20 protein-coding genes are annotated in these 24,022 nt (G+C 65.1%); 5 read left to right on the top strand and 15 right to left on the bottom strand.

Features of this window, described 5'->3' with window-relative positions; all coding sequences use genetic code 11:
* The first annotated feature begins 129 nt into the window (after window positions 1-129).
* Entirely contained in the window at window positions 130-1,593 is a 1,464-nt protein-coding gene (locus tag JWS13_RS14970) for an aldehyde dehydrogenase family protein (RefSeq protein ID WP_206006355.1), read from the top strand.
* A 337-nt stretch (window positions 1,594-1,930) separates the two neighbouring features.
* On the top strand, window positions 1,931-3,214 hold the full coding sequence (locus JWS13_RS14965; RefSeq protein ID WP_206006353.1) for an MFS transporter: 1,284 nt from the start codon (window positions 1,931-1,933) through the stop codon (window positions 3,212-3,214).
* A 270-nt stretch (window positions 3,215-3,484) separates the two neighbouring features.
* Here the strand turns inward: JWS13_RS14965 and JWS13_RS14960 are convergent, their stop codons facing one another.
* The 12 genes from JWS13_RS14960 to JWS13_RS14905 form a co-directional block, all read right to left on the bottom strand.
* Window positions 3,485-4,267, bottom strand: a complete 783-nt coding sequence (locus tag JWS13_RS14960; protein WP_206006351.1) for an SDR family NAD(P)-dependent oxidoreductase — start codon at window positions 4,265-4,267, stop codon at window positions 3,485-3,487.
* Between the two features lie 98 nt (window positions 4,268-4,365).
* A complete protein-coding gene (locus JWS13_RS14955; RefSeq protein ID WP_206006349.1) occupies window positions 4,366-4,689 on the bottom strand; it encodes a hypothetical protein in 324 nt (107 codons plus the stop codon).
* A gap of 230 nt (window positions 4,690-4,919) precedes the next feature.
* A complete protein-coding gene (locus JWS13_RS14950) occupies window positions 4,920-5,432 on the bottom strand; it encodes a nuclear transport factor 2 family protein (protein WP_206006347.1) in 513 nt (170 codons plus the stop codon).
* Window positions 5,433-5,475: 43 nt separating this feature from the next.
* Window positions 5,476-6,336, bottom strand: a complete 861-nt coding sequence (locus tag JWS13_RS14945; protein ID WP_206006345.1) for an LLM class F420-dependent oxidoreductase — start codon at window positions 6,334-6,336, stop codon at window positions 5,476-5,478.
* A gap of 47 nt (window positions 6,337-6,383) precedes the next feature.
* Window positions 6,384-6,737 carry an EthD family reductase gene (locus JWS13_RS14940; RefSeq protein ID WP_206006334.1) on the bottom strand — a complete coding sequence of 118 codons (354 nt, stop codon included), beginning with the start codon at window positions 6,735-6,737 and terminating at the stop codon, window positions 6,384-6,386.
* A gap of 48 nt (window positions 6,738-6,785) precedes the next feature.
* Entirely contained in the window at window positions 6,786-7,637 is an 852-nt protein-coding gene (locus JWS13_RS14935; protein WP_206006332.1) for a mycofactocin-coupled SDR family oxidoreductase, read from the bottom strand.
* Window positions 7,634-8,659 (bottom strand): ABC transporter permease, encoded by a 1,026-nt coding sequence (locus JWS13_RS14930; protein ID WP_206006331.1) that lies wholly within the window; start codon window positions 8,657-8,659, stop codon window positions 7,634-7,636. The genes JWS13_RS14935 and JWS13_RS14930 overlap by 4 nt, the downstream gene beginning before the upstream one ends.
* A gap of 4 nt (window positions 8,660-8,663) precedes the next feature.
* The gene (locus tag JWS13_RS14925) at window positions 8,664-11,204 is read right to left on the bottom strand and encodes an ATP-binding cassette domain-containing protein (RefSeq protein WP_206011602.1); all 2,541 of its coding nucleotides are present in this window, start codon (window positions 11,202-11,204) and stop codon (window positions 8,664-8,666) included.
* A 63-nt stretch (window positions 11,205-11,267) separates the two neighbouring features.
* Window positions 11,268-12,392: a substrate-binding domain-containing protein gene (locus JWS13_RS14920; protein ID WP_206006329.1), complete on the bottom strand. Its 1,125-nt coding sequence runs from the start codon at window positions 12,390-12,392 to the stop codon at window positions 11,268-11,270.
* 405 nt (window positions 12,393-12,797) lie between these two features.
* Window positions 12,798-13,634 carry a fumarylacetoacetate hydrolase family protein gene (locus JWS13_RS14915; RefSeq protein WP_206006327.1) on the bottom strand — a complete coding sequence of 279 codons (837 nt, stop codon included), beginning with the start codon at window positions 13,632-13,634 and terminating at the stop codon, window positions 12,798-12,800.
* Window positions 13,631-14,098: a MaoC family dehydratase gene (locus tag JWS13_RS14910; protein WP_206006325.1), complete on the bottom strand. Its 468-nt coding sequence runs from the start codon at window positions 14,096-14,098 to the stop codon at window positions 13,631-13,633. The genes JWS13_RS14915 and JWS13_RS14910 overlap by 4 nt, the downstream gene beginning before the upstream one ends.
* Before the next feature lie 27 nt (window positions 14,099-14,125).
* Window positions 14,126-15,016: an HpcH/HpaI aldolase/citrate lyase family protein gene (locus JWS13_RS14905; protein WP_206006323.1), complete on the bottom strand. Its 891-nt coding sequence runs from the start codon at window positions 15,014-15,016 to the stop codon at window positions 14,126-14,128.
* A 283-nt stretch (window positions 15,017-15,299) separates the two neighbouring features.
* On the opposite strand from JWS13_RS14905, the gene JWS13_RS14900 reads away from it, so the two are divergent.
* Both JWS13_RS14900 and JWS13_RS14895 read left to right on the top strand, forming a co-directional pair.
* Window positions 15,300-15,797: a MaoC/PaaZ C-terminal domain-containing protein gene (locus tag JWS13_RS14900; RefSeq protein ID WP_206006322.1), complete on the top strand. Its 498-nt coding sequence runs from the start codon at window positions 15,300-15,302 to the stop codon at window positions 15,795-15,797.
* Window positions 15,798-15,901: 104 nt separating this feature from the next.
* Window positions 15,902-16,348 (top strand): cupin domain-containing protein, encoded by a 447-nt coding sequence (locus tag JWS13_RS14895; RefSeq protein ID WP_206006320.1) that lies wholly within the window; start codon window positions 15,902-15,904, stop codon window positions 16,346-16,348.
* Window positions 16,349-16,505: 157 nt separating this feature from the next.
* Here the strand turns inward: JWS13_RS14895 and JWS13_RS46085 are convergent, their stop codons facing one another.
* The gene (locus tag JWS13_RS46085) at window positions 16,506-16,889 is read right to left on the bottom strand and encodes a helix-turn-helix transcriptional regulator (RefSeq protein ID WP_206006318.1); all 384 of its coding nucleotides are present in this window, start codon (window positions 16,887-16,889) and stop codon (window positions 16,506-16,508) included.
* Window positions 16,890-17,232: 343 nt separating this feature from the next.
* Between JWS13_RS46085 and JWS13_RS14885 the strand changes: the two genes are divergently transcribed.
* The gene (locus JWS13_RS14885; RefSeq protein WP_206006316.1) at window positions 17,233-18,072 is read left to right on the top strand and encodes a helix-turn-helix transcriptional regulator; all 840 of its coding nucleotides are present in this window, start codon (window positions 17,233-17,235) and stop codon (window positions 18,070-18,072) included.
* Between the two features lie 250 nt (window positions 18,073-18,322).
* On the opposite strand, the gene JWS13_RS14880 is transcribed toward JWS13_RS14885, so the two are convergent.
* Together JWS13_RS14880 and JWS13_RS14875 are read right to left on the bottom strand one after the other, a co-directional pair.
* On the bottom strand, window positions 18,323-21,820 hold the full coding sequence (locus JWS13_RS14880) for a serine/threonine-protein kinase (RefSeq protein ID WP_206006314.1): 3,498 nt from the start codon (window positions 21,818-21,820) through the stop codon (window positions 18,323-18,325).
* 461 nt (window positions 21,821-22,281) lie between these two features.
* On the bottom strand, window positions 22,282-23,355 hold the full coding sequence (locus JWS13_RS14875) for an alkene reductase (RefSeq protein ID WP_206006312.1): 1,074 nt from the start codon (window positions 23,353-23,355) through the stop codon (window positions 22,282-22,284).
* Window positions 23,356-24,022 lie beyond the last annotated feature (667 nt).

Here is a 24,022-nt window from a genome sequence, read left to right as displayed (position 1 = left end):
AACAATCGTTCGTATGTGGTAAGTGCGGCGGGTCCCGAGGGCTTCCGCGCGCGCCCGGCGGCACCCACGGCCGCATCATCACCGCCAGCGTTCGTGTGTTCGCCGAGAGCTCTACCCGAAGGAGAAAAGATGTCCGAGACCAGCCCGAGCCGTCATCAACTACTGATCGACGGTAAATGGGTGGATCCGGTCGAAGGTGGCACCGTCGACGTCTTCAACCCGTCGACCGGAGAAAAGCTCGCTGAGATCGCCGCCGGCGGCCCGCACGACGTCGAACTGGCGGTGCAGGCCGCACGCCGTGCATTCGACGACGGCCCGTGGCGCCGGATGCCGGCCGAGGCCCGCGCCCGGATCCTGCACCGATTCGCGGACCTCATCGAGGCCAACGCAGACGAGATCGCGCTCATCGACACCCAGGACTGCGGAAAGCCCTACGCGTTCATCCGCGATATCGACCTGCCGAACATGGCCGACCTGGTGCGCTACATGGCCGGGTGGACCACCAAGCTCGAGGGGCGCACCATCCCGCTGTCGCGGCAGAACCCCGGAGACTTCTTCTCCTACACCCGGCGGCAGCCGGTCGGCGTCGTTGCCCAGATCATCCCCTGGAACGGCGCCGCCCTCGCCGCGATCTGGAAGCTCGCCCCGGCGCTGGCCGCCGGATGCACCGTGGTTCTCAAACCCGCCGAACTCGCCTCCCTGGCCCCACTGCGCCTGGCGGAGTTGGCTGTCGAAGCCGGTGTACCCGACGGGGTGGTCAACGTGATCACCGGAACGGGCGCGGCCGCCGGTGCCCCACTGGCCGGTCATCCGCAGGTCGACAAGGTCGCATTCACTGGCTCGGTCGAGACCGGTAAGCGGATCGTCGTCGCGGCGGCATCGAACCTGAGCAAGCTGACCCTCGAGCTCGGCGGCAAATCCCCCAATGTCATCTACGACGACGCCGATCTCGACATCGCGGTCGACGGAGTGCTCGGTGCCGTCCTCTATGCCCAGGGTGAGGCCTGCACGGCAGGGTCGCGGCTGTATGTGCAGCGCAAGGTCTACGACGAGGTCCAGACCCGCATCGCCGCCAAGGTGCCGCAGATCAAGATCGGTCCCAGCGCCGAGCGCGGCGTCCTCGTCGGCCCGATGATTTCCGACCAGCACCGCACCAAGGTCAAGACCTTCGTCGAGGGCGCGCTCAGTGACGGAGCGCAGATCATCGCCGGTGGTGCCCAGACCCGCGAACCCGGCTACTACCTCGAGCCGACCGTGCTCGGCGGGGTCGACGACGACATGACCATCGCCCGGGAAGAGATCTTCGGCCCGGTGGTTTCGCTGATGCCGTTCGATGACGAAGCCGAGGTGCTGCGCCGCGCGAACGACACCACCTTCGGTCTGGCGGCCGGAGTGTGGACGAGCAACGTCGGTCGCGCCCACCGCTTCGCCGAGTCGGTCAACGCAGGTGCGGTCTGGGTCAACTGCTACAACGTCTTCGACGCCGCGCTGCCGTTCGGCGGATTCAAGCAATCCGGCTGGGGCAAGGAAATGGGCGGCGAAGCCCTCGACGGCTACCTGCAGAGCAAAGCGGTCACCATTTCCCTCGCCTGACACCGTTCGATGCCTCGTGAACGCCCGGCTGGTGCACCAGCCGGGCGTTCGCATGTTCTGAGACCGAATACGACTCGACCTTCTTGATCGCCGCGCCGCGGGTTGAGTCCGGTCGCACGCCTCGTTGTGATCGTTGACACGACAGTCGAGATAGAACTAACATACGTACGTTCGTTTTTTGGTTGACGATTCCCTCTCGCGCCGGCGCCTGTCAGTCGTTTCGAGTGCGGCGCACGGTCGAATCCTTTCCGTGCCATGTGCATTTCGGCTCTTCGCAACCATTCCGACGCCACCTCCTGCCGTGTCGGCGGAGGATCCAGCTACTAGGAGCCACGTCATGACAACATCGACGCTCACCGGCGCGCGTGTGACCTACACGCGCGCGCCCCTCTACAGTTGGTGGGTCCTGCTGGTCAGCCTGCTGTGCTTCATGTGCTGCTTCATCGGTCTGAACACCGTCGCCGTGTTCGGCACAGTCATCCAGGACGACTGGGGGATCAACGCCACCCAGCTGTCGTTGCTCACCACCGCATCGATGCTCACGTTCTGCGTGGTTCCGGTCTTCGCCGGCAAGTGGGCCGCCCGTATCGGGGTGAAGAAGATCGTCGTCATCGGCCTGCTCTGCAACGCCGTCTCGGCGCTGTTGATCCCGGTGGTCGGTGAGTCCTACGCCGGCATGCTCGTACTGCGTCTGCTCCTGGGCTGCTGCGGCGGTGTGATGAATGCGTCCCTGGCCACGCACGCCTCCTTGTGGTTCCCCAAGAACCGGCGCGGGTTCGCGACCGGCCTGCTGATGGGCTTCCTCGGCGTCGGCTTCTCCATCACCTCGTTCGCCGGGCCGCTGCTCACCGACGGCGGCATGTCGTGGGAGATCGCCTCGATGTGGCTGACCGTGGTCCCGAGCGTCGCCTGCGGTGCGTTGTTCGTGCTCACGGTCAGGGACTTCCGCATGGCTCACCCCGGTGTGCCCTCGATGGACGCCCTCGTGGCCGAACCCGTCGGGCTCCGCCGCCCGCACTCGACCCGTTTCGATGCGCTGCCCAAGCCGGGATCGCTGGCCGAGGCGCTTCGCAGCTCCCGGGTGTGGTGGTCCTCGCTGTACGGGGCAGGGACGGCGATCACCCTCTACGGCCTCTCCTACGCCCTGCCATTGTTCCTCGAACAAGACCGCGGCATGACACTGCTCGAAGCCTCGGCGATCATCGGCGTCACCTTCATGTTCAAACTCGTCGCCGCCCCCGTCGGCGGGCTGATGTCGGACCGACTCTTCCGCGGCGAACGCTTCCAGACGAACATGATCGGTGCCGGCCTGGCCGGCATCATGGTGGTCGCACTGCCCGGGATTCCCGCGAGCACCCTCGGGATCTACCTGTGCATGATGTTTCTGGCCGCCTCGTTGTACGGTGGCACCTACTGGGCGTGGGCAGCGGAACTGTCTCAGCCGCAGGCGAATTACCAGACGAGTGGACTTATCGTGACCGTCAGCAATGTCGGCGCCGTACTGGCCGCCCCGATGCTGGGGCTGATCATCGACACCACCGGCAGTGCCACCTACGCCATGGTCACCATCGGAGTACTCGGGCTGTTGAGCGTGGAGTGCGCTCGCCGCTCCCGGCTCTAGACCCACTCCACCCCTGATCGTCGACCCCGCGAGGCCGCCTACCAGCCGTTGCGCCATCCTCGTGGGTCGGCTCCCAAACGCTCTCCGGTTCCGGACGGTTCACACCACGGCGACGCATGCCGGAGCCGGAGAGCACTCCCGCGCATTTCCGCGGGGCCGCGCTCGACCCCACCCGAGATGCCCACGGCACGACGGGGACGAGCACGGCGAAAAGGGGGGGCTCGGACCGCGATCCGGTCCGAGCCCCCCTTTATCGTCGACGAAGGAAAGTCAACGGATGGTCCAGCCGCCGTCTGCGACGTAAACCGCCCCGTGTACGAAGCTCGCCTCGTCGCTGACCAGGAACAGCGCGACGTTCGCCAACTCCTCGGGCTGTGCGTGCCGGCCGGCCGGTGCACTGCGCAGCGCCTCGACGACCGGCAGATCGTCGTTGTACAAGATGTCCTTGGACATCCCGGTCTCCACCGCACCGGGCGCGATCGCGTTCACCCGCACATTCTGGTGTGCGTAGTCGAACGACATCTGCCGGGTGAAGCCGACGACACCATGCTTGGAGCTGGTGTACGCGGTACCGCCCCCACCGGCGATGAACGCGGCGACCGAGGCGGTGTTGACGATCGACCCGCCGCCAGCGGCGAGCATCGACGGCAATACCGCGCGGGTCACCAGAAACATACCTTTGAGGTTGACGCCGATGATGCGGTCCCACAGGGCCTCGTCGGTGTCGAGGAGCGGAGCATAGTCGTCGAGCACACCCGCGTTGTTCATCAGCACCGTCACCTCTCCCGCTACCGCCGTAGTCTCGGCGGCCGCCGCTGCCACCGCGGACGCGTCGGAGATATCGACAGCCACCCCGTGAGCCCGTCCGCCCGCCTGGCGGATTTCGGTGACCACTGCCTCGATCCCGACCGGATCGAGGTCCCATACAACGACCTCGGCGCCTTCGGACGCGAACCGTAGCGCGCTCGCCCGGCCGATCCCCGACGCGCCGCCGGTGATCACCGCCGTCCGATCGGCAAGACGAGTCCCGGTCCCACTGGCAGTTTCGATCACAATTTCCTCCCCTGAATATGTCGAGTGATGAATACACAGCCACCTGTCGCGCCGGCCGCTCCACCGCCACGTGCGGATCGGTACGGTCTCGGTGCTGCTCAGGCGTTCGTAGACCGCGGGTAGTGCTCGGCGATGTTCCGCGCGTCCTCTGGAGCACAGTCGCCGTCGGCCATGATCTGCCAGAGTGCGGCGACGAACTGATCCTCTGCCAGTCCGAAGTGCACCAGCAGTTCCTCGGCGGGAACGCCACCGTAGGGCAGCCAGGCCAGCGCCACACGAACCATCGCGTGCGCATCGGTTTCCGCCGGAGGACGCGTCCTCCTACGTTCGCCGTCCCTCTTGATGCGCCGCAGCCGCTTGTAACGCTCGACTTCAGCGTCGACATCAATCGACGCTGTTCCACCGAATTGTCTGGGCTGCATAGCAATTACTTTCGAATGCGCTGAATCGTGCGATCATCCATAATCTCGGGCGACAGCAAGTGCGAGGTCCGCCGTCGAAGAATGTCATCAGCGGACCGGTGGATAGAGTGTTGTGCCATCTCCGTCGCGGAGGTGACGCGCAGTGTGCGGGGCGACGGAGATGTCCCCGTAGCCCCGCACAGACAACCCCTGCCTCGTTTGGTCGAGCTGCCGAGCGGCTGCCGTAGCCGTCAGTCGCGGAAGGGCTGCTTGACCCAGCCCTGGTCCCAGTTCGATACCTGGTGGGTGCGGCCACGCAGTTCCTGGAAATACCAGGCGCCGTCCCGCTTGACGAACTGATCGGTGTAGTTGATCGTCAGAATGACCGGATCCTTCTTGGTGGCGTCCTGACTGTTCTCGATGGTGCACAGGCACAGCAGGTAGAAGTATCCGGTTGCGCTCTGGCCGTCCTCGGCGAGTTCCACACGGGGGGCGATCATGTAGTGCAGAGCCCAGGTGATCTTGTCCGACAACGCCCGGAAATGCGCCTTGATCTCCTCGTGGCCGGTCATGGAGCCACCCTCGCCGTCCACGACCCACCGGCCGTCTTCGACGAACAGGGTGGCAATACCTTCCGGGTCGTAGCCGTTGTCGCAGAACCCGGCATAGCGGTACTTGAGCTGCTCGATTGCGCGGACGTCTTCGAGTCGCGTGAGGCGCTCGGCGAGCTCGCTGACGCTCACGTCCGCGGTGGTGGTGTTCATGGTGTCGAATCCTCCTGTGAGGGTGTAGGTCTGGGAAGATTAATCAGGAGATTTGCGCGAGGACTTTGGAGACCTTTTCGAGGTTGCGCATACCCTCGCCCGGGTCATCTGCCGGATCGACCCACAGCACGGCCCGCTCGATCCCCAATTCTCGATAGCTTTCGAGCACTGCGGGGTCCGGGGGCGCCGAGGCGGCCGCGATCCCGACCGATGCGGGATCGCGGCCAGTTTCTTCGACGAGCCGGCGGAACTCGGACACGCTCTTGTCCAGCGTCGGGTCCTCGACGCTGGGTACGACGTACCAGGCATCGGCCCACTCGGCGGCGTGCCGCATGGTGGTGGGCCCGGCGCCACCGAGATAGGTGCGTGGACCATTCGGTTGCGCGGGTTTGGGCCATGCCCAGGAGGGGGCGAGGGACGCCCGCTGCCCGTCGTAACTCGCCTCCTCCTGGGTCCACAGCGCCTGCATGACCTTGAGTTTGTCGCGCACGGTCGAATAGCGCTGCTTCCAGACGACGCCGTGTGCCTCGGCCTCCTCGACGTTCCACCCCATTCCGACGCCGCAGATGACGCGGCCGTCGGAGAGGTGGTCGAGGGTGGCGATCTGCTTGGCTTTGGCGATCGGGTCGTGCTGGGCGAGCAGGCAGATTCCGGTGCCCAGCATGATCGTCTGCGTGTGCGCGGCGATCATCGACATCGTGACGATCTGGTCATAGGTGCGCAGGTAGAACCCGGGCAGTTCGGGCCCGCCATAGGGAATCGGGTAGTCGGTTTTCCGGGACACCGGGAAATGTGTGTGTTCGGGCACGAACAGGGACTCGAATCCGTATCCTTCCGCGGCCTGCCCGAACTCGATGGGGTCCGGACCCTGATCGGTGAAGAAATAAACTACGCCCACATCCATGACGGGCTCCTAACTGAAGTGTCTGCGTATTAGGGACGCCGAGCGATTCAGGCGTCGCCGACGACGACGTGGTCCTCGAGAACCACCACGTAGTGCTTGCCGATGAAGTTCTCGACGTCCGCCAAGGCCGCCTGACCGGCCTCGGACGCCCAACCGGCGTCCATCGCCTCGGCGCTCTCGTATTCGAGAACGGCCAGACCGTCGATCCCGAATCCGTTGTCGGGTTCGGTGGCACCTTCCTGCGGAACGACGTGCCGCTGCACGTAACGGATCACACCGGGCACCTGCGCGGCGAGGGGAGCGTGCTTTTCCCGCCAGTACTCGTCGAACTGGGCGAACGACATACCCGGCTTGCGCCCGATCAGTGCGATCGTGCGGACCGGTCCACCATTGGCTGTCATTGATCTTCGTCCTTCTCTGTTGGGGTCTGGTGACGGAAAATGCGGTCGTCAGCCGGGGTACTTTGCGAGCATCCCGGCATCGACGGGCAGGGCCGTTCCGGTCACATACCGCGACTCGTCACAGGCCAGCCACAGGACGGCCTCGGAGATGTCGGCAGAGTCCACCCACGGCACCGGCAGCAGATTGATGCGGCCGAGCACGTCGACACCGTCGTCGAGGGTCGGGTTCTCGAGGTCGGGCCGGAAGATCTTCGCCGCCGTCGGGTTGTCGATCATGTCGGTGCGGACGTTGGTCGGATGCACGGTGTTAACGCGGATATTGTGCGGTGCAACCTCGTTCGCGACCGAGCCGACCAGTCCGACCAGGGCATGCTTGGCGGCGCTGTAGTGCGCCACGTGCGGGACTCCGCGGATCCCGGCGATGGAACTGATCGCGATGATCGAACCACCATTGCCACCGGCGATGATGTGCGGCAACGCCGCCTTCATCGTCTGCCAGACACCGGTGAGGTTGATGTCGATCAGGGTGTCCCATTCGGCGCGGGTGAGCTCCCAGGAGAGTTTCGCTGCTCCGAGGACGCCGGCATTGGCGACGACGATATCGAGGCGCCCCAGCTCGGCGGCGCCGTCGGCGACCGCGTCGATCATCGACTCGTCACGGACGTCGGCTTCGATCAGCACGGCCCGCCGGCCCAGCTCCTCGACCAGGCGCGCGGTCTCCTTCAGGTCCGCATGCTCGGGCATTGCGTAGCTGACCTGGTCGATGGGGCGTACCGAGTCGAGCAGGATGAGGTCCGCGCCTTCGCCTGCGAGGGCCAGTGCGTGCGACCGGCCTTGGCCGCGTGCGGCGCCGGTCACGAACGCCACCTTGCCGTTCAGTCGCTGACCGATGTTCGTCATGAAGGATCCTTTCCGGGAATCAAACGATGGAGGATGTGGCGTAGGTCCAACTGCTGTGCTCCCACCGCGACGGCGATGACCACGGCCTGGACGAGGAACTGGGTCGAGGACGGTGCGCCGAGGGAGAGCACCAGTTGGGTGAGCTGGCTCAGGAACAGGGCCCCGACAGCCGTGCCGATGATGTTGCCGCGGCCACCGGTGAGGGCGGTGCCGCCGACGACGACCGCCGCGATCGCCGGCAGAAGGTAGCTGGTGCCGGCGTTGGTGTTCGGAGTGCTTACATACCCGGCCAGCAGGACCCCGGCACCGCTGTAGCACAGCGCCGCGGCGACGTATCCGCTGATCTTGATCCGCGCGGTGCGCACACCCGCGGCGTGGGCGGTCCGCTCGTTCGACCCGACAGCGATCACCCGGCGTCCCCACGCGGTGCGGCCGGTCGCGAACACGGTCACGATCATCAGCGCGACCGCGAGCCACACCGTGTTGGAGACACCGAGAGTCTTCTCCAGTGCGAAGTCGGACACGCTTTGCGGGGCGCGGGTCGGTGTGCCACCGGAGTAGGCCAGCGCGGCGCCCATCAGGACGGCATTGACCGCCAGGGTGGCCACCAACGGGGTCACCGAGAACGCCGAGACAACAATGCCGTTGACCAGGCCGACGACGACGGCGATGGCGGCGACGACGAGCAACGCGGTGAGGATGCTGCCGTGGTCCTGGGCGTATTGGCTGCTGACCAGGGCGGCCATCGTCATCATGCCGGGCAGCGACAGATCGATGCCCTTGAGCATGACCACGATGGTCTGCCCGATCGCGGCGATTGCCAGGATCCCGGCGAAGGGAAGTAGCGAGTCGATCGCGCTGCCGGAGACGCTGCCGGGTGCGATGAGCCAGCTGAAGCCGAACAGGGCCACGGTGATCGCGATGACCGAGCTGGTGCCGTTCCAGGTCGGTGTCCACCGGCGAGAGCCGGAGTCCTTCGGTTCGGTGTCCGGGAGTACTTGTGGTGCGTGCGTTGCGCTCACGGCGTCAGCTCCGCTCTGCGAGGGTTCGGGACTTGGAGTAGAAGGCGGCTGCGGCGATGGTCAGCCCGCCGAGCAGCCACTGCTGCCAGTACAGCGGCAAGCCGATGAACTGCACCACCGTGTTGATCTGGATCACGAGTACCGCGCCGAGGCAGGCGCCGATGAACGAGCCACGGCCACCGAAGATCGAGGCCCCGCCGAGTACCGCGGCACCGATGCTCGCAAGGGTGTAGCTGTCGCCGATGCTGGCGTTGCCGGTCCCGGCCTGCGCCATCAGCAGCACGGCCGCCGGGACGGCGAGCACCGAGCAGCCCACGTACGCGATGAGCGTGATCCGCTTGGTGCGCACACCGATCCGATCCGCGGTGGCATGCGCGGATCCGGTGGCGCGCAGGCGGATACCGAACAGGCTCCGGTACATCGCGAACTCGAGCAGCACCGCGACGACGATCGCCAGCACGATCATGATCGGGATGAATCCGAGCTTGGTGGACACGTACGACAGGAAGATCGGGTCGATCTTGCCCGCGGGCAACGGTCGCAGCAGGTACGCGATGCCCTGGATAGCGGTATAGGTCACCAGGGTGGCGATCAGGGGGTTGATCTTGACGATCACCGCCAAGGTCCAGTTGACCAGACCGACGACCGCGGCCACTATGGCGAGCACGATCAGCCCGATGATCATCCCGACCGGTGTCTTGTACGCCGACAGGACGAACGAACCGACCACGACCAGCAGGCCCGCCAGCGGCCCGACCGATAGGTCGATGCCCCCGACCATCATCACCACCTGCTGGGCCATCGCGAAGAACGCCAAGGTGGCTAGCAGTGGCAAGATCAGCCCGAAATTGCGTGTGGTGAGGTAGAACTCGCTCTGGCTGATCGCCACACCCGCGAGCAGGATGGTCGCGATCGCGAGAATCGCCGCGGGGGTGAGGTCGTTACGGGCCAGCTTCCGTCCGAGGGTGACCTTCCGCAGGGCGGTGCCGACGCGACTGCGACTGCCGGTGGCACTGAGTGCGGCCTGGGCGATGCCGTGCTCGGACAGGTCGTCGCCGACGAGTTCCTTCTCGGCCTTGCCGCGGGAGAAGACGATGACTCGATCGCAGAGCTGCTCGAGTTCAGCCGCAGAGGAGGAGAGCACGATGATCGCGGCGCCGCGGGCCGCCGCCTCCCGCAGGATGGTGTAGATCTCCTCGCGGGCGCCGATGTCGACGCCCTGGGTGGGTTCGTCGGCCAGGATCAGCTTCGACTCGGTCATCAGTACTCGGCTGAGCACGACCTTCTGCTGGTTTCCGCCCGAGAGGGTGGCGATGTCGACCTCGGCGGAGGGCGCCTTGACCCGCATCGACGCGAACGTTTCGGAGGTGGCCCTGCGTTCGCGCAGGCGCGAGAGCACGCCGAGGCGGGACAACCGCCCCAGCGACGACAGCGAGGCGTTCTCCCGCAGGCTCAGGCCCGGCAGAATGCCCTCGTGGTGCCGGTCGTGGGGAAGGTAGGCGATGCCCCCGGCCAGTGCCGCGGTCGGGCTCGACGTCTTGACCGTCCGGCCGCCGAGTTCGATGGTGCCGCGGCCGGTGACGAGGCCGCCGAGCGCACGCAGGACCTCGCGTTGCCCCTGGCCCTCGACACCGGCGAACCCGACGATCTCGCCGGCGCGGACGGTCAGGTCCAGGTCGTCGAACCCGTCGCCGGAGAATCCGGTGACCTGCAGCAATGTCTCCCCGAGTGCGGCCGTGCGGGTCTCGGCGCGGGTGTGTGCGCGGGTGAGCTCGCGGCCGACGACGAGGTTGACCACGTCCTGCTCGGTGACCTCGGCGCCGTCGAAGGTTCCGACCAACGCACCGTCGCGCAGAACCGACACCGTGTGGGCGATCTGCTTGACCTCGTTGAGCCGGTGCGAGATGTACACGACCGCGCCACCGGCATCGATCAACTCCGACACCAGGCGGAACAACTCGGCCACCGCGGGCGGCAGCAGATGTTCGGTGGGCTCGTCGAGGACGATGACCTTGGGCTCTTCCGCCAGGGCCTTCGCAATCTCGACGACGAACCGCGCATCGGGCTGCAGTTCGCGGACCGGGGTGCGCGGATCGATCGAGGCCACGCTGCTCCACCGCGAGAGGATGCCTTCCGCCCAGCCGACCTGCTCGCCGACCGGAGGGCGGCGGTCCTCGGGCATGCTCAGGCGCATGTTCTCGGCCACCGTCAGATCCGGAAGTAGCGCCGGCTCTTGGTAGACGATGGCGAGCCCTTGCTCCCGGCACCAGGCCGGGGACGGGTCGGTGGCGGCGACGCCACCGATCTCCACCGTCCCCGAATCGGCGGTGATCGAACCGGCCGCAATGCCGACGAGTGTGGACTTGCCCGCCCCGTTCTGGCCGACCAGCGCATGGATCTCACCGCGCCGGACGGTGAGTGAGACACCCTTGATCGCGTGGACGCCCGGGTACTTCTTGTCCACCGCGTCCAGCCGCAGGACGATGTCCTGATCGGCGATATCGTGTACCGGATCTTCCTGAACCTGTACGTCACTCACGTACATCACATCCTCGACGATCTCTTGCTGAGTCACTGTTGACCACTCCTCGTCCCTCGTGCCCGGCTTCTACTTGAAGACGGCCGAGAGCTGCTCGGGCGAGAGCGCCGAGGACAGGTCGGCGTCCGGCGGAAGATCCTCGCGGCAGGTCGGAAGCTTGCCGCCCAGAGTGTCGACGAATGTCGGCAGTTCGAAGTTCTCCGGCTCGTTATCGGGCTGTCCATTGAGCGCGGCCAGCGCCTTGCGGGCCGCGATGCGCACGACGGTCGTGGTGCCGTCGAGGGTCAGCAACTGGAAATCCGGGTTTGCCTGGTGGTACTGCAACCACATGCAACTAAGTTCGTTGTCGGTCGCCGATGTCGCCAACGGCGGGATGGGCCGGCCGGCGTTGATGAAGGCGCGCAGGCCACCCTTCGATGCGACACCGTAATCCGATGCCAGAGCGTTGATCTCGGGGTACTTGGTCAACGCACCTGCCATCGCACGCTGCTCGTAGGCGGCGTCCCAGCTCGACGGCTGCGGTTCGTTGGTCAGCGAGGTGAAGGGATCGCCGAGTTCCTTCGAGGTCTCGTTGACTCCGTCCCACAGGGCGACCGTCGAGGGGCTTCCGCCCGGCAGCCCACCACTGAAGAGCAGCTTGCTGCCCGGCTGAACCTGGCCGCCCAACCACTTGGCCATCGTGTCGCCCTCGACGTCGAAGTCGTACTGGACGTATCCGTCGTAATCGACACCGACCTCACCGCCGGGATCGGCGATGTAGGGCACGACGACGACACCGGAGTCATGGGCGTTCTTCAGGGCGCTCAGCGCCTGGCTACCGAAGTCGTCGTAGGTGACGATCGCGTCGAAGCCCTGTGCGGTATACGAGTTGATCGCGGTGATGTACTTCTGCAGGTCGTTGTCGGCCTGGGTGTACTCCAAGGTCACATTCGGGCACGCGGCGAGCTCGTCGGTGAGTTCGGCCTGCGTGATCTTGCGCCAGGAGTTGGCGCCGAAACCGGCGACATGCGCGATCTTCAGGGGACGGTCGCCGCAGAGTTGTGCGACCGGCAGGGCCTGGCCGCCGTCGCTCGTCGACCCCCCGGAGGTACCGCTCGATTCGGCTGGGGCGCTGGCCGTGCACGCCGCAACGCTCAGGACTGCGCTGAAAGCAACTCCGGCAAGGGCCGCGCGACGACAAGACAGAGCTTTCATGGATTTTCCTTCTCGATGCCAGATACTGACGAACGTTTGCTCGTTTGTTTGTATTGTGGCGTAGAGCACACCATTCGTCAACGGGTGATCTGCGGCATGCCGCTACCAGGAGAATCAGCCACTTCTTTGCCGTCCCACGCCTGCCGGACTGCAGCCGCGCCTGGCTTGCCCGTCGTCGATTCACCAACTCCGTTGCGTCGGTGAGCAACCGCACGTGCGCCCAGGTTGCCGCGGGGTAGAGGCGACCGTGAGCGAACGCCTGGGCAGGAACCTGCCTTTCGCGATCTGGGGTCGGAGAGAGCTCGAACGATGCACGCGGGAGCGACGGCCACTAGCCCTCCCGGTCCGTGGTGGACCGGGAGGGCTGGACGGTGTCGTATTCGATTGTGGAACGCAGAGTGGCGGTCAGCCGACCGGGACCGGGGCGGCAACGCGCACGGTGTTGCGCAGCGTGCCCAGGCCGGTGATCTCCGTGGTGAGGGTCTGGCCATCGGACAGATGTGTTCCGGTCGGGTGGCCGACCCCGCCGGGGGTGCCGGTCAAGATCACGTCTCCGGCCTGCAGGGTGACGATGTGGGAGATGTACTCGATCAACCGGGCGGGGGTGAACACCAGGTCGCCGGTCGAGTCCGCCTGGACCGTGGTGCCGTCGACGACGGTGTTCAGTGTGGCGCCGAGCGAAAACTCGTCCGGGGTCACCAGCGTCGGACCGAGCGGGCAGGTTCCTTCGAAGGTCTTGCCCTGCAGCCACTGTTGCGTTCGATACTGGTAGTCGCGCATGGTGACATCATTGGCGACCGCGAAGCCGGCGATGTACTCGCCGGCATCGGCGGCCAGGACCGTTCTCGCAGTCTTGCCGATGACGACGGCGAGCTCTCCTTCCCAATCCACCTGCTGATCGGCGTAGGAGGGAACGTGGATGTCGTCGTAGGCGCCGATAAGTGCTTCGGGGAATTTGGCGAACAACGTCGGGTAGCGGGGGAGTTCGCGGCCCATCTCCTCGATGTGATTCGCATAGTTCAGGCCCACGCACACGATCTTCGTCGGGTGCGGAACCACGGGCGCGTACTCCACGGCACCGAGCTCGACGACCTGCCCGGCTGCCTCGGTGGCGATGCGCTGCCAGTGCGGGTCGCGCAGCAGATCCGAAAGGCTGGGGAACGGCTCGATCAGCACCGCCTGTTCGCCGTCGATCCGGGCGGCGGCGGTCGAGCCGTTCAGGCGCAGCGTGGCCAGCCTCATGAGACAGCGACCTCGGCGGGCTTCTTGAGCATCAGGCCGGACCGCTGCACGCGGCACACCAGCTTGTCGTTCTGGTTGAACCCGCGGTGCTCGAATCGCACGATGCCGGTGTCCGGGCGCGACTTCGACTCACGGCGAGACAGGATCTGGGTCTCGACCCGAAGGGTATCGCCGATCAGCACGGGCGCAGGGAAGGCGATCTCCTCGAACCCGAGATTGCCAAGTGTGGTTCCGAGGGTGGTCTCCTGCACCGGGATGCCGACCACGACGCCGAGGGTGAAGACGCTGTTGACGATGCGCTCGCCGTACATGCTGTTCTTGGCGAACTCGGCGTCGAGATGCAGGGGCTGGACGTTCAAGGTGAGCGTCGTGAACAGCAGATTGTCGGTCTCGGTGACGGTGCGGGTCACCGCGTGCTTGATGACGAGCTCCGGTTCGAGCTCTTCGAAGTACAGTCCACTCATTGTCGGTTCCTTACGAGGTTGTTGCGGTTACTGCGAACTGATGGATTCGGCGAGGGCGACCACGCCGCGGGCGGTCTTGACGTGCGCGATATCGACGTGTTCGCCCTCGAAGAGGGCGGCTGCCTGGCCCTGCGCCTGGGCCTGTTCGAAAGCCTCGATCATGCGCCGGAAGCGGTCGACGACTTTCGGGTCCGGGGCATAGACGTCATTGACCGTCTCGATGTGCGAGGGGTGGATGAGGACCTGGCCGGTAAAGCCGAGTCGACGGTTGCCCTCGGCGAATCGGCGCAATCCGTCCAGATCGGAGATCTCCTGCCACAGCCCCACGATGGGGTGGGCCAAGCCGGCGGCACGACAAGCGAGCACCGCTTTGCTGCGGTAATGAAGTGTCTCGAGGCCCTCGGCCGTCCACTCGAAACCGACCTCGCGCGAGACGTCGGCATCGCGGGCGGCGGCCACCATCAGCGACGCGACCCGCGGATGCGCGGCGGCAATCGCCTCGCAGTTCACCAGCGACTTCGCGGTCTCGAGGGTGGGGATCACCTCCACACTGCCGCGGACGAGTGCAGCCTCGATCTCGAAGTGCTCGAGCAGAGCCGCGAAATCGAGCACCTCCCGCGCGCCGTAGATCTTCGGCAGAAGCAGACCGCCGAGCCCGGCGCGGACGACGGCGTGGAGATCTTTGCCGAAGTGGTCGGTATCGAGGGGGTTCGGGCGCACCAGCACCGTCACCTCGGGGTGCTCGCGTCGCAGGGTGTCGATCGTCGCGGCTGCCAGTGCACGGGCATCGGCCTTGCTCGGCTCGGGGACCGAATCCTCGAGATCGAGGATCACCGCGTCGGCGCCGGCGCGCACTGCCTTCTGCGCCCAGCCCTCACGATGAGCCGGCACGAACTGGAGAGAACGTAGGGGTCGCATTACTTCCTCACTCGATAGGGCACCGCCGGTGCGGGGACGTCACTGATTCCCCACACGGTCCCGGGTGATACCGCCGATCGCCGCACCGACCACCCGGAGGAAACCGCACCCACCATGAATGAGGTGCGGAACCTTGTGGTGTGCGGCATCTCGTCACATCCAGACATCGTGGTGCAAAGCTTTGACCAAATGATTGACCAGCGGGTTGGCGGCCCGTACTGTTAAACGAACAATCGCTCGTACGTTAACACGGCCGGCGGCGCCGGCGCTATGAGGAGTTTCGATGACAATCAACGACGTCAGCACTGCCGCCCGAGTGATCGGGCAGCCCGATCGCTGGTGGGAGGACCTCGACCTGGGGGACGTACTCCGCGGCCCCGGCATGACTGTCACCGACGCACACCTGGTGCAGTGGGCGGGGCTGACCTGCGACATCGTCTCCCTGCACCTCGACGAGGAGTACGCCGCCGGCACCCAGTTCGGGCAGCGGATCGCGCACGGACCGTTCACGCTCTCGCTCGCCCTGGGGCTGACGACCCAGACCGGCTACTTCAACAACGTCGTCGCCTGGCTCGGCCTCGACGAGGTGCGCGCCGTGCGTCCGGTGCTCATCGGCGACACCCTGCATCCCGAAGCCGAGCTCATTGCCGCCCGCCCCACCAAGAAGCCCGACCAGGGCATCTGGTCCTTCGCCTACAGCGCACTCAATCAGCGAGGCGAAGCGGTGATGACCTTCCGTAGCAGCTTCATGATTCGCCGACGCCCCGAATTGCTTCACTGACGCGTGCAGTTTACGGAGTGCAACCGTCGCGCACCCTTGCCTGAACACGGGTGCACTCGTACGCTGCATAAAAAGCGAACGTTTGTTCTTGAAAGGAATCAAGCATGGCCGAACACGACAAGCCGGTAGTCACTCGCAAGGGACAGGAAGCGCAGAACACGGGCCAATCCGGTGGCGCCGTGCGTGTCTCCGGGGTCAGCGTCCAGCACACGCCGGCCACGAAGATTTGGTTCGGGAAAGTCTTCAACGAGCCCGGATATCGATCCCTGCCGCACCATCACGGTGAGGCCGAAACCGGCGGGTACGTTCTGGCCGGCAAGGCGCGAATCTACTTCGGTGAAAACTTTAGCGAGTACATCGACATGTCCGAAGGGGACTTCGTCTTCGTCCCACCGTTCATGCCGCACGTTGAAGCCAACATGAGTACCACCGAGGAACTCATCTGGCTCACCACCCGCACGCCCGAGAACATCGTCGTCAATCTGCCCGAGGTCGACGACAGCTCGCTCGCCGGATACGTCCGAGTCGGCACCCACGCAGAGGCGCACTGACCTTCCCGTCACCGCGTCATTCGTCGGCAGTTCTTTCGCTGCGGCTCAATATCGTCACCACGGAAGTCCTCCGGTTGAATCACGACCGGAGGACTTCCGTGTGTCGTGCCGCGAAACGCAGATCTGCCTGGACCGAGGCGGCGAATCGAGGGACAGGTCAGCGCACGCCGATGCCGGTTGTCATTCTCGCCACCGCCGCGGTGCGATTGGTCACCGACATCTTGCGCAGTATGTTGCTGACGTGAAACCGGACCGTGTTTCTCGAAATGTAGAGGTCGCGACCAATTTCTGCGTTCGATGCACCATCGGCCATCATTCCCAGTATCTCGTGCTCGCGACCGGTCAACGGCTCGTCGTGAACGGAGGGGCGCGCGGTATCGGCGCGGACCGGGAGGTCGGTGTGCACACACGAATCGGCGTGGACACCGGCGAGCAGGACCCTCTCCAGCGCCGATGCGGCACGAAGGCGTGCCGCCCGGTCATCCACGCGCTCAGAGTGGAGTAGGTCGAGGATTCGCCTCAGCTCGGCGTGCATCGTCATCGGATTCCGTTAACCTCCGGGTCCGTCCAGGCCATGGACGCTCCGGTGCGGATTTCGGAACCAGCTGAAATGCGGCCTAAAATGGTTGGCCGACAGGGGGTTCCTTGCCATCCGCCGGGGAGAGTCGTAGAGTCAAGCAAACAAACACTCGTAAGTTTAGGCGGGTGTCGGGCACCGAAGCAACTCCACTGAAAGAAGCGGTTCCATGTCGCTCGCCATTGGGGATCGAACAACGCACCTCCCGCTCGAGTTAACCAGCTTTGTCGGGAGGCGCACCGAACTCGCTGACGCCAAAAGACTTCTCGGAACCCACCGGCTGGTCACCGTGACCGGAATCGGGGGAGTGGGGAAAACACGTCTGGCGTTGCGCGTGGCGGCAGACGTCGCGCACACGTTCACAGGCGGTGTCCGGCTCGTCGAACTCGGCGACGTGCACGACGCCGGGGCACTGGTCGATACCACCCTCGGTTGCAACGGCGACGACGAGGCTGCAGCCACCTACCTCGAAGAAGCCCTCGTAATCTCCTACGCACACGGCGAATCAGTGAACCGGGCACTTGCCCACACGGCCCTCGCTGTCATCTCCGAGGCGGGTGCACCCACACGGGCAGCTGATCACCTCGAGCGTGCGCTACATCTGACGCGGCAGCTGCGAAGTCCGGTTCTTGCAGCCGATCTTCTGCATATCGCCGCGACCCTCACCGCCGACCGCCACGCCGAACGCGCCGCCGTGTTGTTCGAAGCCGCAGAAGCATGGCAACACCATGTCGGCCGAATCCCCACCGGAGCAACGGCAAACCGCGGAGATGTGCACGCACGGACCACGCTGAGACTCGGCGAGCGGGAGCACTCCCAAGCGCAGCAGCGAGGGCGACGCTTCAGCCTCGACCAGGCCATGGCGTACGCACTCGGCGAACAACCCGACCGAGATGAGCGCTGCGTCCGCGCCGGTGATCTGTTGACCCCACGTGAGTGGCAGGTCGCCCAGCTGATCAGGCAGGGGTTGACCAACAAGGCGATCGCCAAAACTCTGGTCATTTCGCAGCGCACAGCTCAAGGCCACGTCGAGCGGATACTCAACAAGCTCGGATTCACCTCCCGCGTCCACGTTGCCGCATGGCTGACAGAGCGCGATGCCGTCGACCCCGAGGCGGTCCTGGAAGTCGGCTTTGCCGGGAGGTGACCCAATCACGTGAATGCTCGTCGGGTGACCGATGCGCTCTCGAGTCACATCAACGCGGGGGGCGAGGTTTGAAGGGCTTATGGAGTCGTGGAATCGCCCGCCACGTCTGCGCTGAGCAGCCATATGCGGGCGAGTCCATATGAACGAGACCGGCGCCGACCGTCAACATGTCGTGCGTGAGTTCGCCCGTGCGGCGCCGTCGCAATGCTCGAGGTGATGACCGGCTGCTGGAACCAATTGAAGGGACGATCTAGAGTCTCTGCGGCGACGAGGCCTTCGCCATGTTCACGAGGAATGCGGCCGGTACGTGTGTCCAATCGCTGCACCATTTCCCGGCGACCTGATCCTCCCTCAGTGCCGCGATGAGCGAGACGATGTGTGGTCCACCGTCGGGAAGATGACGGATGAGGCCTAGCTCGGCGCATTGTGCTGCGATCGAGGCGAGCAGCTCCTTGGCTTCGTCGATCCGGCCTGAGGCGGCCAAACATGCCACGAGCAGTCTCCTGGCCTGCATCAACAGTCGGTGTGCACCGCGGCCTTCGAGCCGGTTCGCCCACTCCTGTGCCCAGGTGCAGGCGAGCTCGGCCTGATCCGGTGAACGCTCATCGAGCAGCAGCCTGATGGCGGTTGCTTCTTCGATCTGTGCCGTCAGTGCCTCGATACCGTCGACCGGTCGTCGACGAGAGGAGTGTTGAGTGGGCGGTGAGACCGGTATGTCGGAGCTCAGCGGAAGCCCCAACCTGACCCGTTCGTTCTCGACGTTGGCGCGCAGCCGCGGAAGAGACAGTGTCACAGCGATCCTCGCCCCTTCATCGAGCCGCTGCGCTGCCGCTATCCGGTCGCCCCGCAGAGCCTTGATACGCGCCCCGAGGACATACCGAGGGATCTTGAATTCCACGAGGCCGCCCTCGCCCCCGAGCTCGTAGCCTTCGTCGAGCAAGCTTTCGGCCTGATCGATCTCACCCCGCTCGTACAGCAGCGCGCCGAGGAGGGAATCGGCCAGGCGCGCGGCCTCCGAGTGCTTACCTCCCAACCTCCTTGCCACACGCACCCCCGCCCGGAAGCTGCGCTCTGCCGCCACGACATCGAGTTGTTCGAAGGCGGCAAGGCCGGCGAAACAGTGCCCGTGCATCACCAGATACGGGCCGTTGGTTCGCGCATGAAATTCAGAGGCCCATTCCTGCAGTCGGCGCGCTTCGCTGAAGTCGAACTGATATGTCGCTCGATAGGTTGCGATGTTCGCGGCACTCGACACAACCCACGGCCGCAACGTGTCCAGCCGCGGCAGGCATGCCTGGACCAACTCATTCGCGCCGTCCATTCGATCCGCGCGAAACCGAATAACGCCTCGCATCACAGCCACCTCCACCCGCAGGTCGGCGATCTCGTCGGTGGAGGGAACACGATCGAGCGTTGATTCGACAAGGTCGAGTGCCCGTTGGGCAGGTAAGGCCCGATGTAGCATGATATTGGCCCAGGCCACTGCGAGTTGCAACCACGGACGCGATTCGGTGAGCGCGGGAGGAAGCTTCGCAACCATCCCGAGGAGGGTCGTCATGTGCGAATACTCGATCAGGTGCATCCCATCCCGCTCGACGAGTTCGACGGCCCGGACCTGATCCCCAGCCAGGAGCGCGTGATCGACGGCCTCTCCGAGCAACTCGTGATCGGCGAACCACGCCGACGCCGTGCGATGGAGCTCGTCGATCCGCTCGGGGTGATCACGCTCGAGTCGTCGTCGCAGGAACTCGGCGAACACGTGGTTGTACCGGAACCACACTCCGTCCTCGTCTACCCGTCGCAGGAACAGATCCCGCTCCTCGACTACTTCGAGTAGCGCCTGCCCACGCGGCACCTGCGCCAGCGCGGCCGCGAGACTGCCACTGATCCGCTCAGTGACCGAGGTCGTGAGCAGAAAATCGAGGATCTCCGGTTCCAACGTGTCGAGGACGTTCTCGGCGAGGAATTCGCCGATGGCGTGATGCCGACCCGACAGGTGCCCGATCAACTCTGCGGGATCGTCGCGTCCTCGTAGTGACAGGTACGCCAATTGCAACGCCGCCACCCACCCGTCCGTCGAGTCCCGCAGATCCGTGACATCCTCTATGTCCAGGTCCAGCCCGCCGAGATCGACCAAGAAGGAGCGGGCCTCATTGTCATCGAAACGTAATGCGGTGTAATCGATTTCGACGAGTTCGTCACGGACACGCATCCTGCTCATCGGAAGGCCGGCCCGCGTGCGGCTTGCCACGACGACCTGGATGTGGTGACAGCCGTTATCGAGCAGAAACCCCAGGGCACCTCGTGTCGTGGCGTCGGTGACCCGGTGCCAGTCGTCGATCACGACCACCACCCGCTCATCGCGAGCATGGATCTCGTTGATCAGCGACGACAGGACGTACTGCTCGGCCTCGTCGCCGTGCTCCTCGAGCGCCTGCACGAGGTTGCGAGCCAGGGTCGAGCGTACCCGTCGGATCGCCTCGACCAGATGCGAGAGGAACCACACCACGTTGTTGTCATCGTGATCGACCGTCAGCCACGCAACCGACACCCCCTCCCCGGTCAGCACGTCCCCCCATTGCGCGGCAAGCGTGCTCTTGCCGAATCCGGCCGGCGCATGAATGACCGTCAACCGGCGCCGCTGTCCGGCCCTCAGGGTGTCGAGCAGGTGTCTCCGCTCCACCAGCTGCCGGGTCGGCGTGGGCGGACGGAATCTGGTCGAGGGCGCAGGCGGCGGCCCGGTCGTCACCGCATAATGCCTGCCGCCCGTCGTCATCAGGTCGGTCCCGCCTGACGCGGTCCTGAGCGAGGCGCGGCGATGTTCAGTGGGGGGCCGAGTGCCGAGGTCGGCGGGCAGGGCCATCTCGTCGACGGGCAGGCCGTTGCGGAGTTCGGCCTCGCGCAATTGCTCCCCGAACTCGATGGCGGTCGCGGCGCGGCTGGCCGGGTCCCGAGACATCGCCCTCTCGATTGCAGCACAGACGTCGTCGGGAATGTCCGCACCACGCATATCCGGTATCGGCTGGGAGGTGATCCGCAGGAATTGGGCCACCACCTGTTCGCCGCTGCGGCGCTCGAACGCGGCATGACCGGTGATCGCGCAGAACAGAGTCGCGCCGAGGCCGTACACATCCGATGCCGGGGTGGGGGGTCCGCCCTCGAGCACTTCGGGGGCGGTGAACGCCGGTGAGCCGACCACCGCGCGCGTGGAGGTTTCGAAACCACCCGCGATGCGTGCGATCCCGAAGTCGGTCAACTGCGGCTCACCGTAGTCCGTGAGCAGGATGTTCGCGGGTTTGACGTCCCGATGCACGGTGCCGATCCGGTGCGCAGTCTCGAGCGCGCCCGCGACCTTTACTCCGAGCCGGACCGCCTCGTCCCAGCCTATCGGCCCGGAGCGGTGAATTCGGGAAGCGAGAGATCCGTGCGCGTGAAGGTGCATCACGAGGTACGGCTGCCCGCTGGCGGTCGCACCGACCTGCAGAATGTTGGCGATGTTCGGATGCCCGGACAGTCGACCCATCGCCCGTTGCTCCCGAATGAACCGCTCGACGTTGTCCTGATCCAGGTCGGCAGTGAGGACCTTGACCGCGACGATGCGATCGAGGGACGGCTGCAGACAGCGGTAGACGACGCCGAAGCCGCCTCGTCCGATCTCCTGGGCATCGTCGAACCCCGCCGCAGCCAACTCCGCGGCGATACCCGGGGTCAGATCACGCTGCGTCGCCGTTGGATCGTATTCGGCCACGGCAGACCTCGATCTTGTGCCTCGGTGTCCACAATCCCTGGGTCATGCAAATCGCCTCTCGAGCATCGATGCGAGCATAACCCCAATCCGAACCCTCGAATCGTCGGTGAGTAGTCAGATCGCGCGGCTGGTGTGGTCGGTCGAGGTTGGTGGTCCGTCCGGTCAAGATCAAGTAGCGCTTCCCGCTCTCCCGTTCTGATATCCGGTGAGTACGCCTGCCCGGACGACTCAGCGGTGGCACGCCCGCATGCCGAGCAACCGCTTGCGGTCGAGCGCCCACCACCAGCAGCTCAGTGGGGAAGCATGTTCCGTGAAGAACAGGCACGGGGTACTTGTGTGTTTCGGCATCGAGACGCCGCCGATGATTTACCGGGTGGGCATGTACACGAGGTGGCGTGGGCTGGAAGCAACGTGGTGGCCGGCCGAAGTAATCCGGCTCGGCCACCACACTGCGTTGTTGACTACCCCACGGCGGTCGGCGACCAATCCGGATAATCGATGTAGCCCTTGTCGCCACCCGAGTAGAAGGTCTCGAGATCGGGTTCGGCCAGCTCGAGATCGTCGCGCAGGCGACGAACCAAGTCGGGGTTGGAGATGAAGTACCGGCCGAAGGCGATCAAGTCGGCGCCTCGCGCGAGCCACCGGTCCGCGTCTGCCTTGTTGGCGAACTCCGAGCTCGCGACCAGGGCAGGGTTGACGATCAGCGGTCCGGTCCAGAGACCGCGCAGCGTGTCGTTGATTTCGTCCGACGCCGTCTCGAGGATGTGCAAGTAGGCCAGTCCGAGCGGATTGAGGGCCTCGAGCACGATGGTGTACAGGCCGGCAGGATCGCTCTCGTTCATGTCGTGGAACTTCCCACCGGGGGAGAACCGGATGCCGACCCGGTCGGCCCCGATCGCCTCGCTGACGGCGGTGACCACCTCGATCGCAAAGCGCGCCCGGTTTTCGGGTGATCCGCCGTACCGGTCGGTGCGCTGGTTGCTGTTGTCCGAGAGGAACTGCTGGATCAGGTAGCCGTTGGCGCCATGGAGTTCCACTCCGTCGAATCCGGCGGCGATCGCCCGCTTCGCCGTATCGACGAACACTCTGATCTGTTCCTGGATCTGCTCGATCGTCATCTCGACGGGCGTTACGAATGCGAGGCGGCCGCCGGAGTTGAAGATCCTGCCCTGTGCTGCGATCGCGGAGGCCCCCAGTGGCTGCATTCCGTTGATCTCGGGATGACCGATTCGGCCACCGTGCATGATCTGAGCGAAGATCCGTCCGCCCGCGTCATGCACCGCCTTCGTGATCGGGCGCCACGCGGCTTCCTGCTCGTCGTTGTAGAGACCGGGAATATTCGGTTCGGACTGTCCCTGCTTGGACGGGGAGATGCCTTCACTGACGATCAGTCCCGCGGATGCGCGCTGAGCGTAGTAGAGCGCGGTACTGGGGGACGGCAAGCCGGTCGCGGAGGCGCGCACGCGCGTCATCGGCGCCATGACGACTCGATTCTGCAGCTCGATCGAGCCTAGCTTGATGTTGTCGAACAGCATGCTTGAGAACTCCTTCATGGGGATGGGCTTTGCCCGCGAGCATCGATTACGAACACGACAGGAGATTTCCACCGCACCGGACCATCGGCCGGCATCTCGGGATCAGGCTCCGGCATTTTCGCGGATGTAGTCGCGAACTTCTGTCGGTTGCCGACGCCCCGCCGAGCGGAAGGTCGGGAATTGGCTCGAACGTCCATCGGTGCTGCCGAGCTGATGGCCGTGGTTGCAATCCCTTTCGAGATTAAACGTACGGACGTTCGTAAGTATCGAGTGTGTCGAGCGTTTGTGTCAACCCTCACAATGGTCGAGAGGCGCATCCGCGATCGCAGTACGTGACTGACGGAGCGGGGCATTTGGTCGCGTCGGGATTCCGCGGTTCGGATTCGCGAGCGCGCACACATACAGATTCCTCTGCGCTATAGGGGAAGTCGTGTTCACGCACCCGTCTACCCAGTGCCTGACCGGGCGGAAGCCCCCCTTGCGTGAGGGCCCGCTATGATCTACGTTACATAAAACTAACTAGTGTTTGTCTGTCGGAGTTGAGCGATACTCAACGGTTCCCGCGACGAACGAAGGTGTCTTCAACACGGTTCCATTGGATCCTCATGTGGCCAGCATCGATGCATGTCACCGTCGTTGGGACGACGCGACCCAGGAGGAATTTTGA

Origin of the sequence: Rhodococcus pseudokoreensis, assembly GCF_017068395.1 — a bacterium.
Taxonomy (GTDB): Bacteria; Actinomycetota; Actinomycetes; order Mycobacteriales; family Mycobacteriaceae; genus Rhodococcus_F; species Rhodococcus_F pseudokoreensis.
This window is presented reverse-complemented; position numbering and strand designations above follow the sequence as displayed.

Coding starts and splice junctions, on each gene's coding strand:
- JWS13_RS14910 (WP_206006325.1), bottom strand. CDS start 14,098: ATGAGTGGACTGTACTTCGAAGAGCTCGAACCGGAGCTCGTCATCAAG.
- JWS13_RS14935 (WP_206006332.1), bottom strand. CDS start 7,637: ATGACGAACATCGGTCAGCGACTGAACGGCAAGGTGGCGTTCGTGACC.
- JWS13_RS14925 (WP_206011602.1), bottom strand. CDS start 11,204: ATGTACGTGAGTGACGTACAGGTTCAGGAAGATCCGGTACACGATATC.
- JWS13_RS14955 (WP_206006349.1), bottom strand. CDS start 4,689: ATGCAGCCCAGACAATTCGGTGGAACAGCGTCGATTGATGTCGACGCT.
- JWS13_RS14900 (WP_206006322.1), top strand. CDS start 15,300: ATGACAATCAACGACGTCAGCACTGCCGCCCGAGTGATCGGGCAGCCC.
- JWS13_RS14915 (WP_206006327.1), bottom strand. CDS start 13,634: ATGAGGCTGGCCACGCTGCGCCTGAACGGCTCGACCGCCGCCGCCCGG.
- JWS13_RS14950 (WP_206006347.1), bottom strand. CDS start 5,432: ATGAACACCACCACCGCGGACGTGAGCGTCAGCGAGCTCGCCGAGCGC.
- JWS13_RS14905 (WP_206006323.1), bottom strand. CDS start 15,016: ATGCGACCCCTACGTTCTCTCCAGTTCGTGCCGGCTCATCGTGAGGGC.
- JWS13_RS14945 (WP_206006345.1), bottom strand. CDS start 6,336: ATGGATGTGGGCGTAGTTTATTTCTTCACCGATCAGGGTCCGGACCCC.
- JWS13_RS14895 (WP_206006320.1), top strand. CDS start 15,902: ATGGCCGAACACGACAAGCCGGTAGTCACTCGCAAGGGACAGGAAGCG.
- JWS13_RS14920 (WP_206006329.1), bottom strand. CDS start 12,392: ATGAAAGCTCTGTCTTGTCGTCGCGCGGCCCTTGCCGGAGTTGCTTTC.
- JWS13_RS14970 (WP_206006355.1), top strand. CDS start 130: ATGTCCGAGACCAGCCCGAGCCGTCATCAACTACTGATCGACGGTAAA.
- JWS13_RS14875 (WP_206006312.1), bottom strand. CDS start 23,355: ATGCTGTTCGACAACATCAAGCTAGGCTCGATCGAGCTGCAGAATCGA.
- JWS13_RS14965 (WP_206006353.1), top strand. CDS start 1,931: ATGACAACATCGACGCTCACCGGCGCGCGTGTGACCTACACGCGCGCG.
- JWS13_RS14940 (WP_206006334.1), bottom strand. CDS start 6,737: ATGACAGCCAATGGTGGACCGGTCCGCACGATCGCACTGATCGGGCGC.
- JWS13_RS46085 (WP_206006318.1), bottom strand. CDS start 16,889: ATGACGATGCACGCCGAGCTGAGGCGAATCCTCGACCTACTCCACTCT.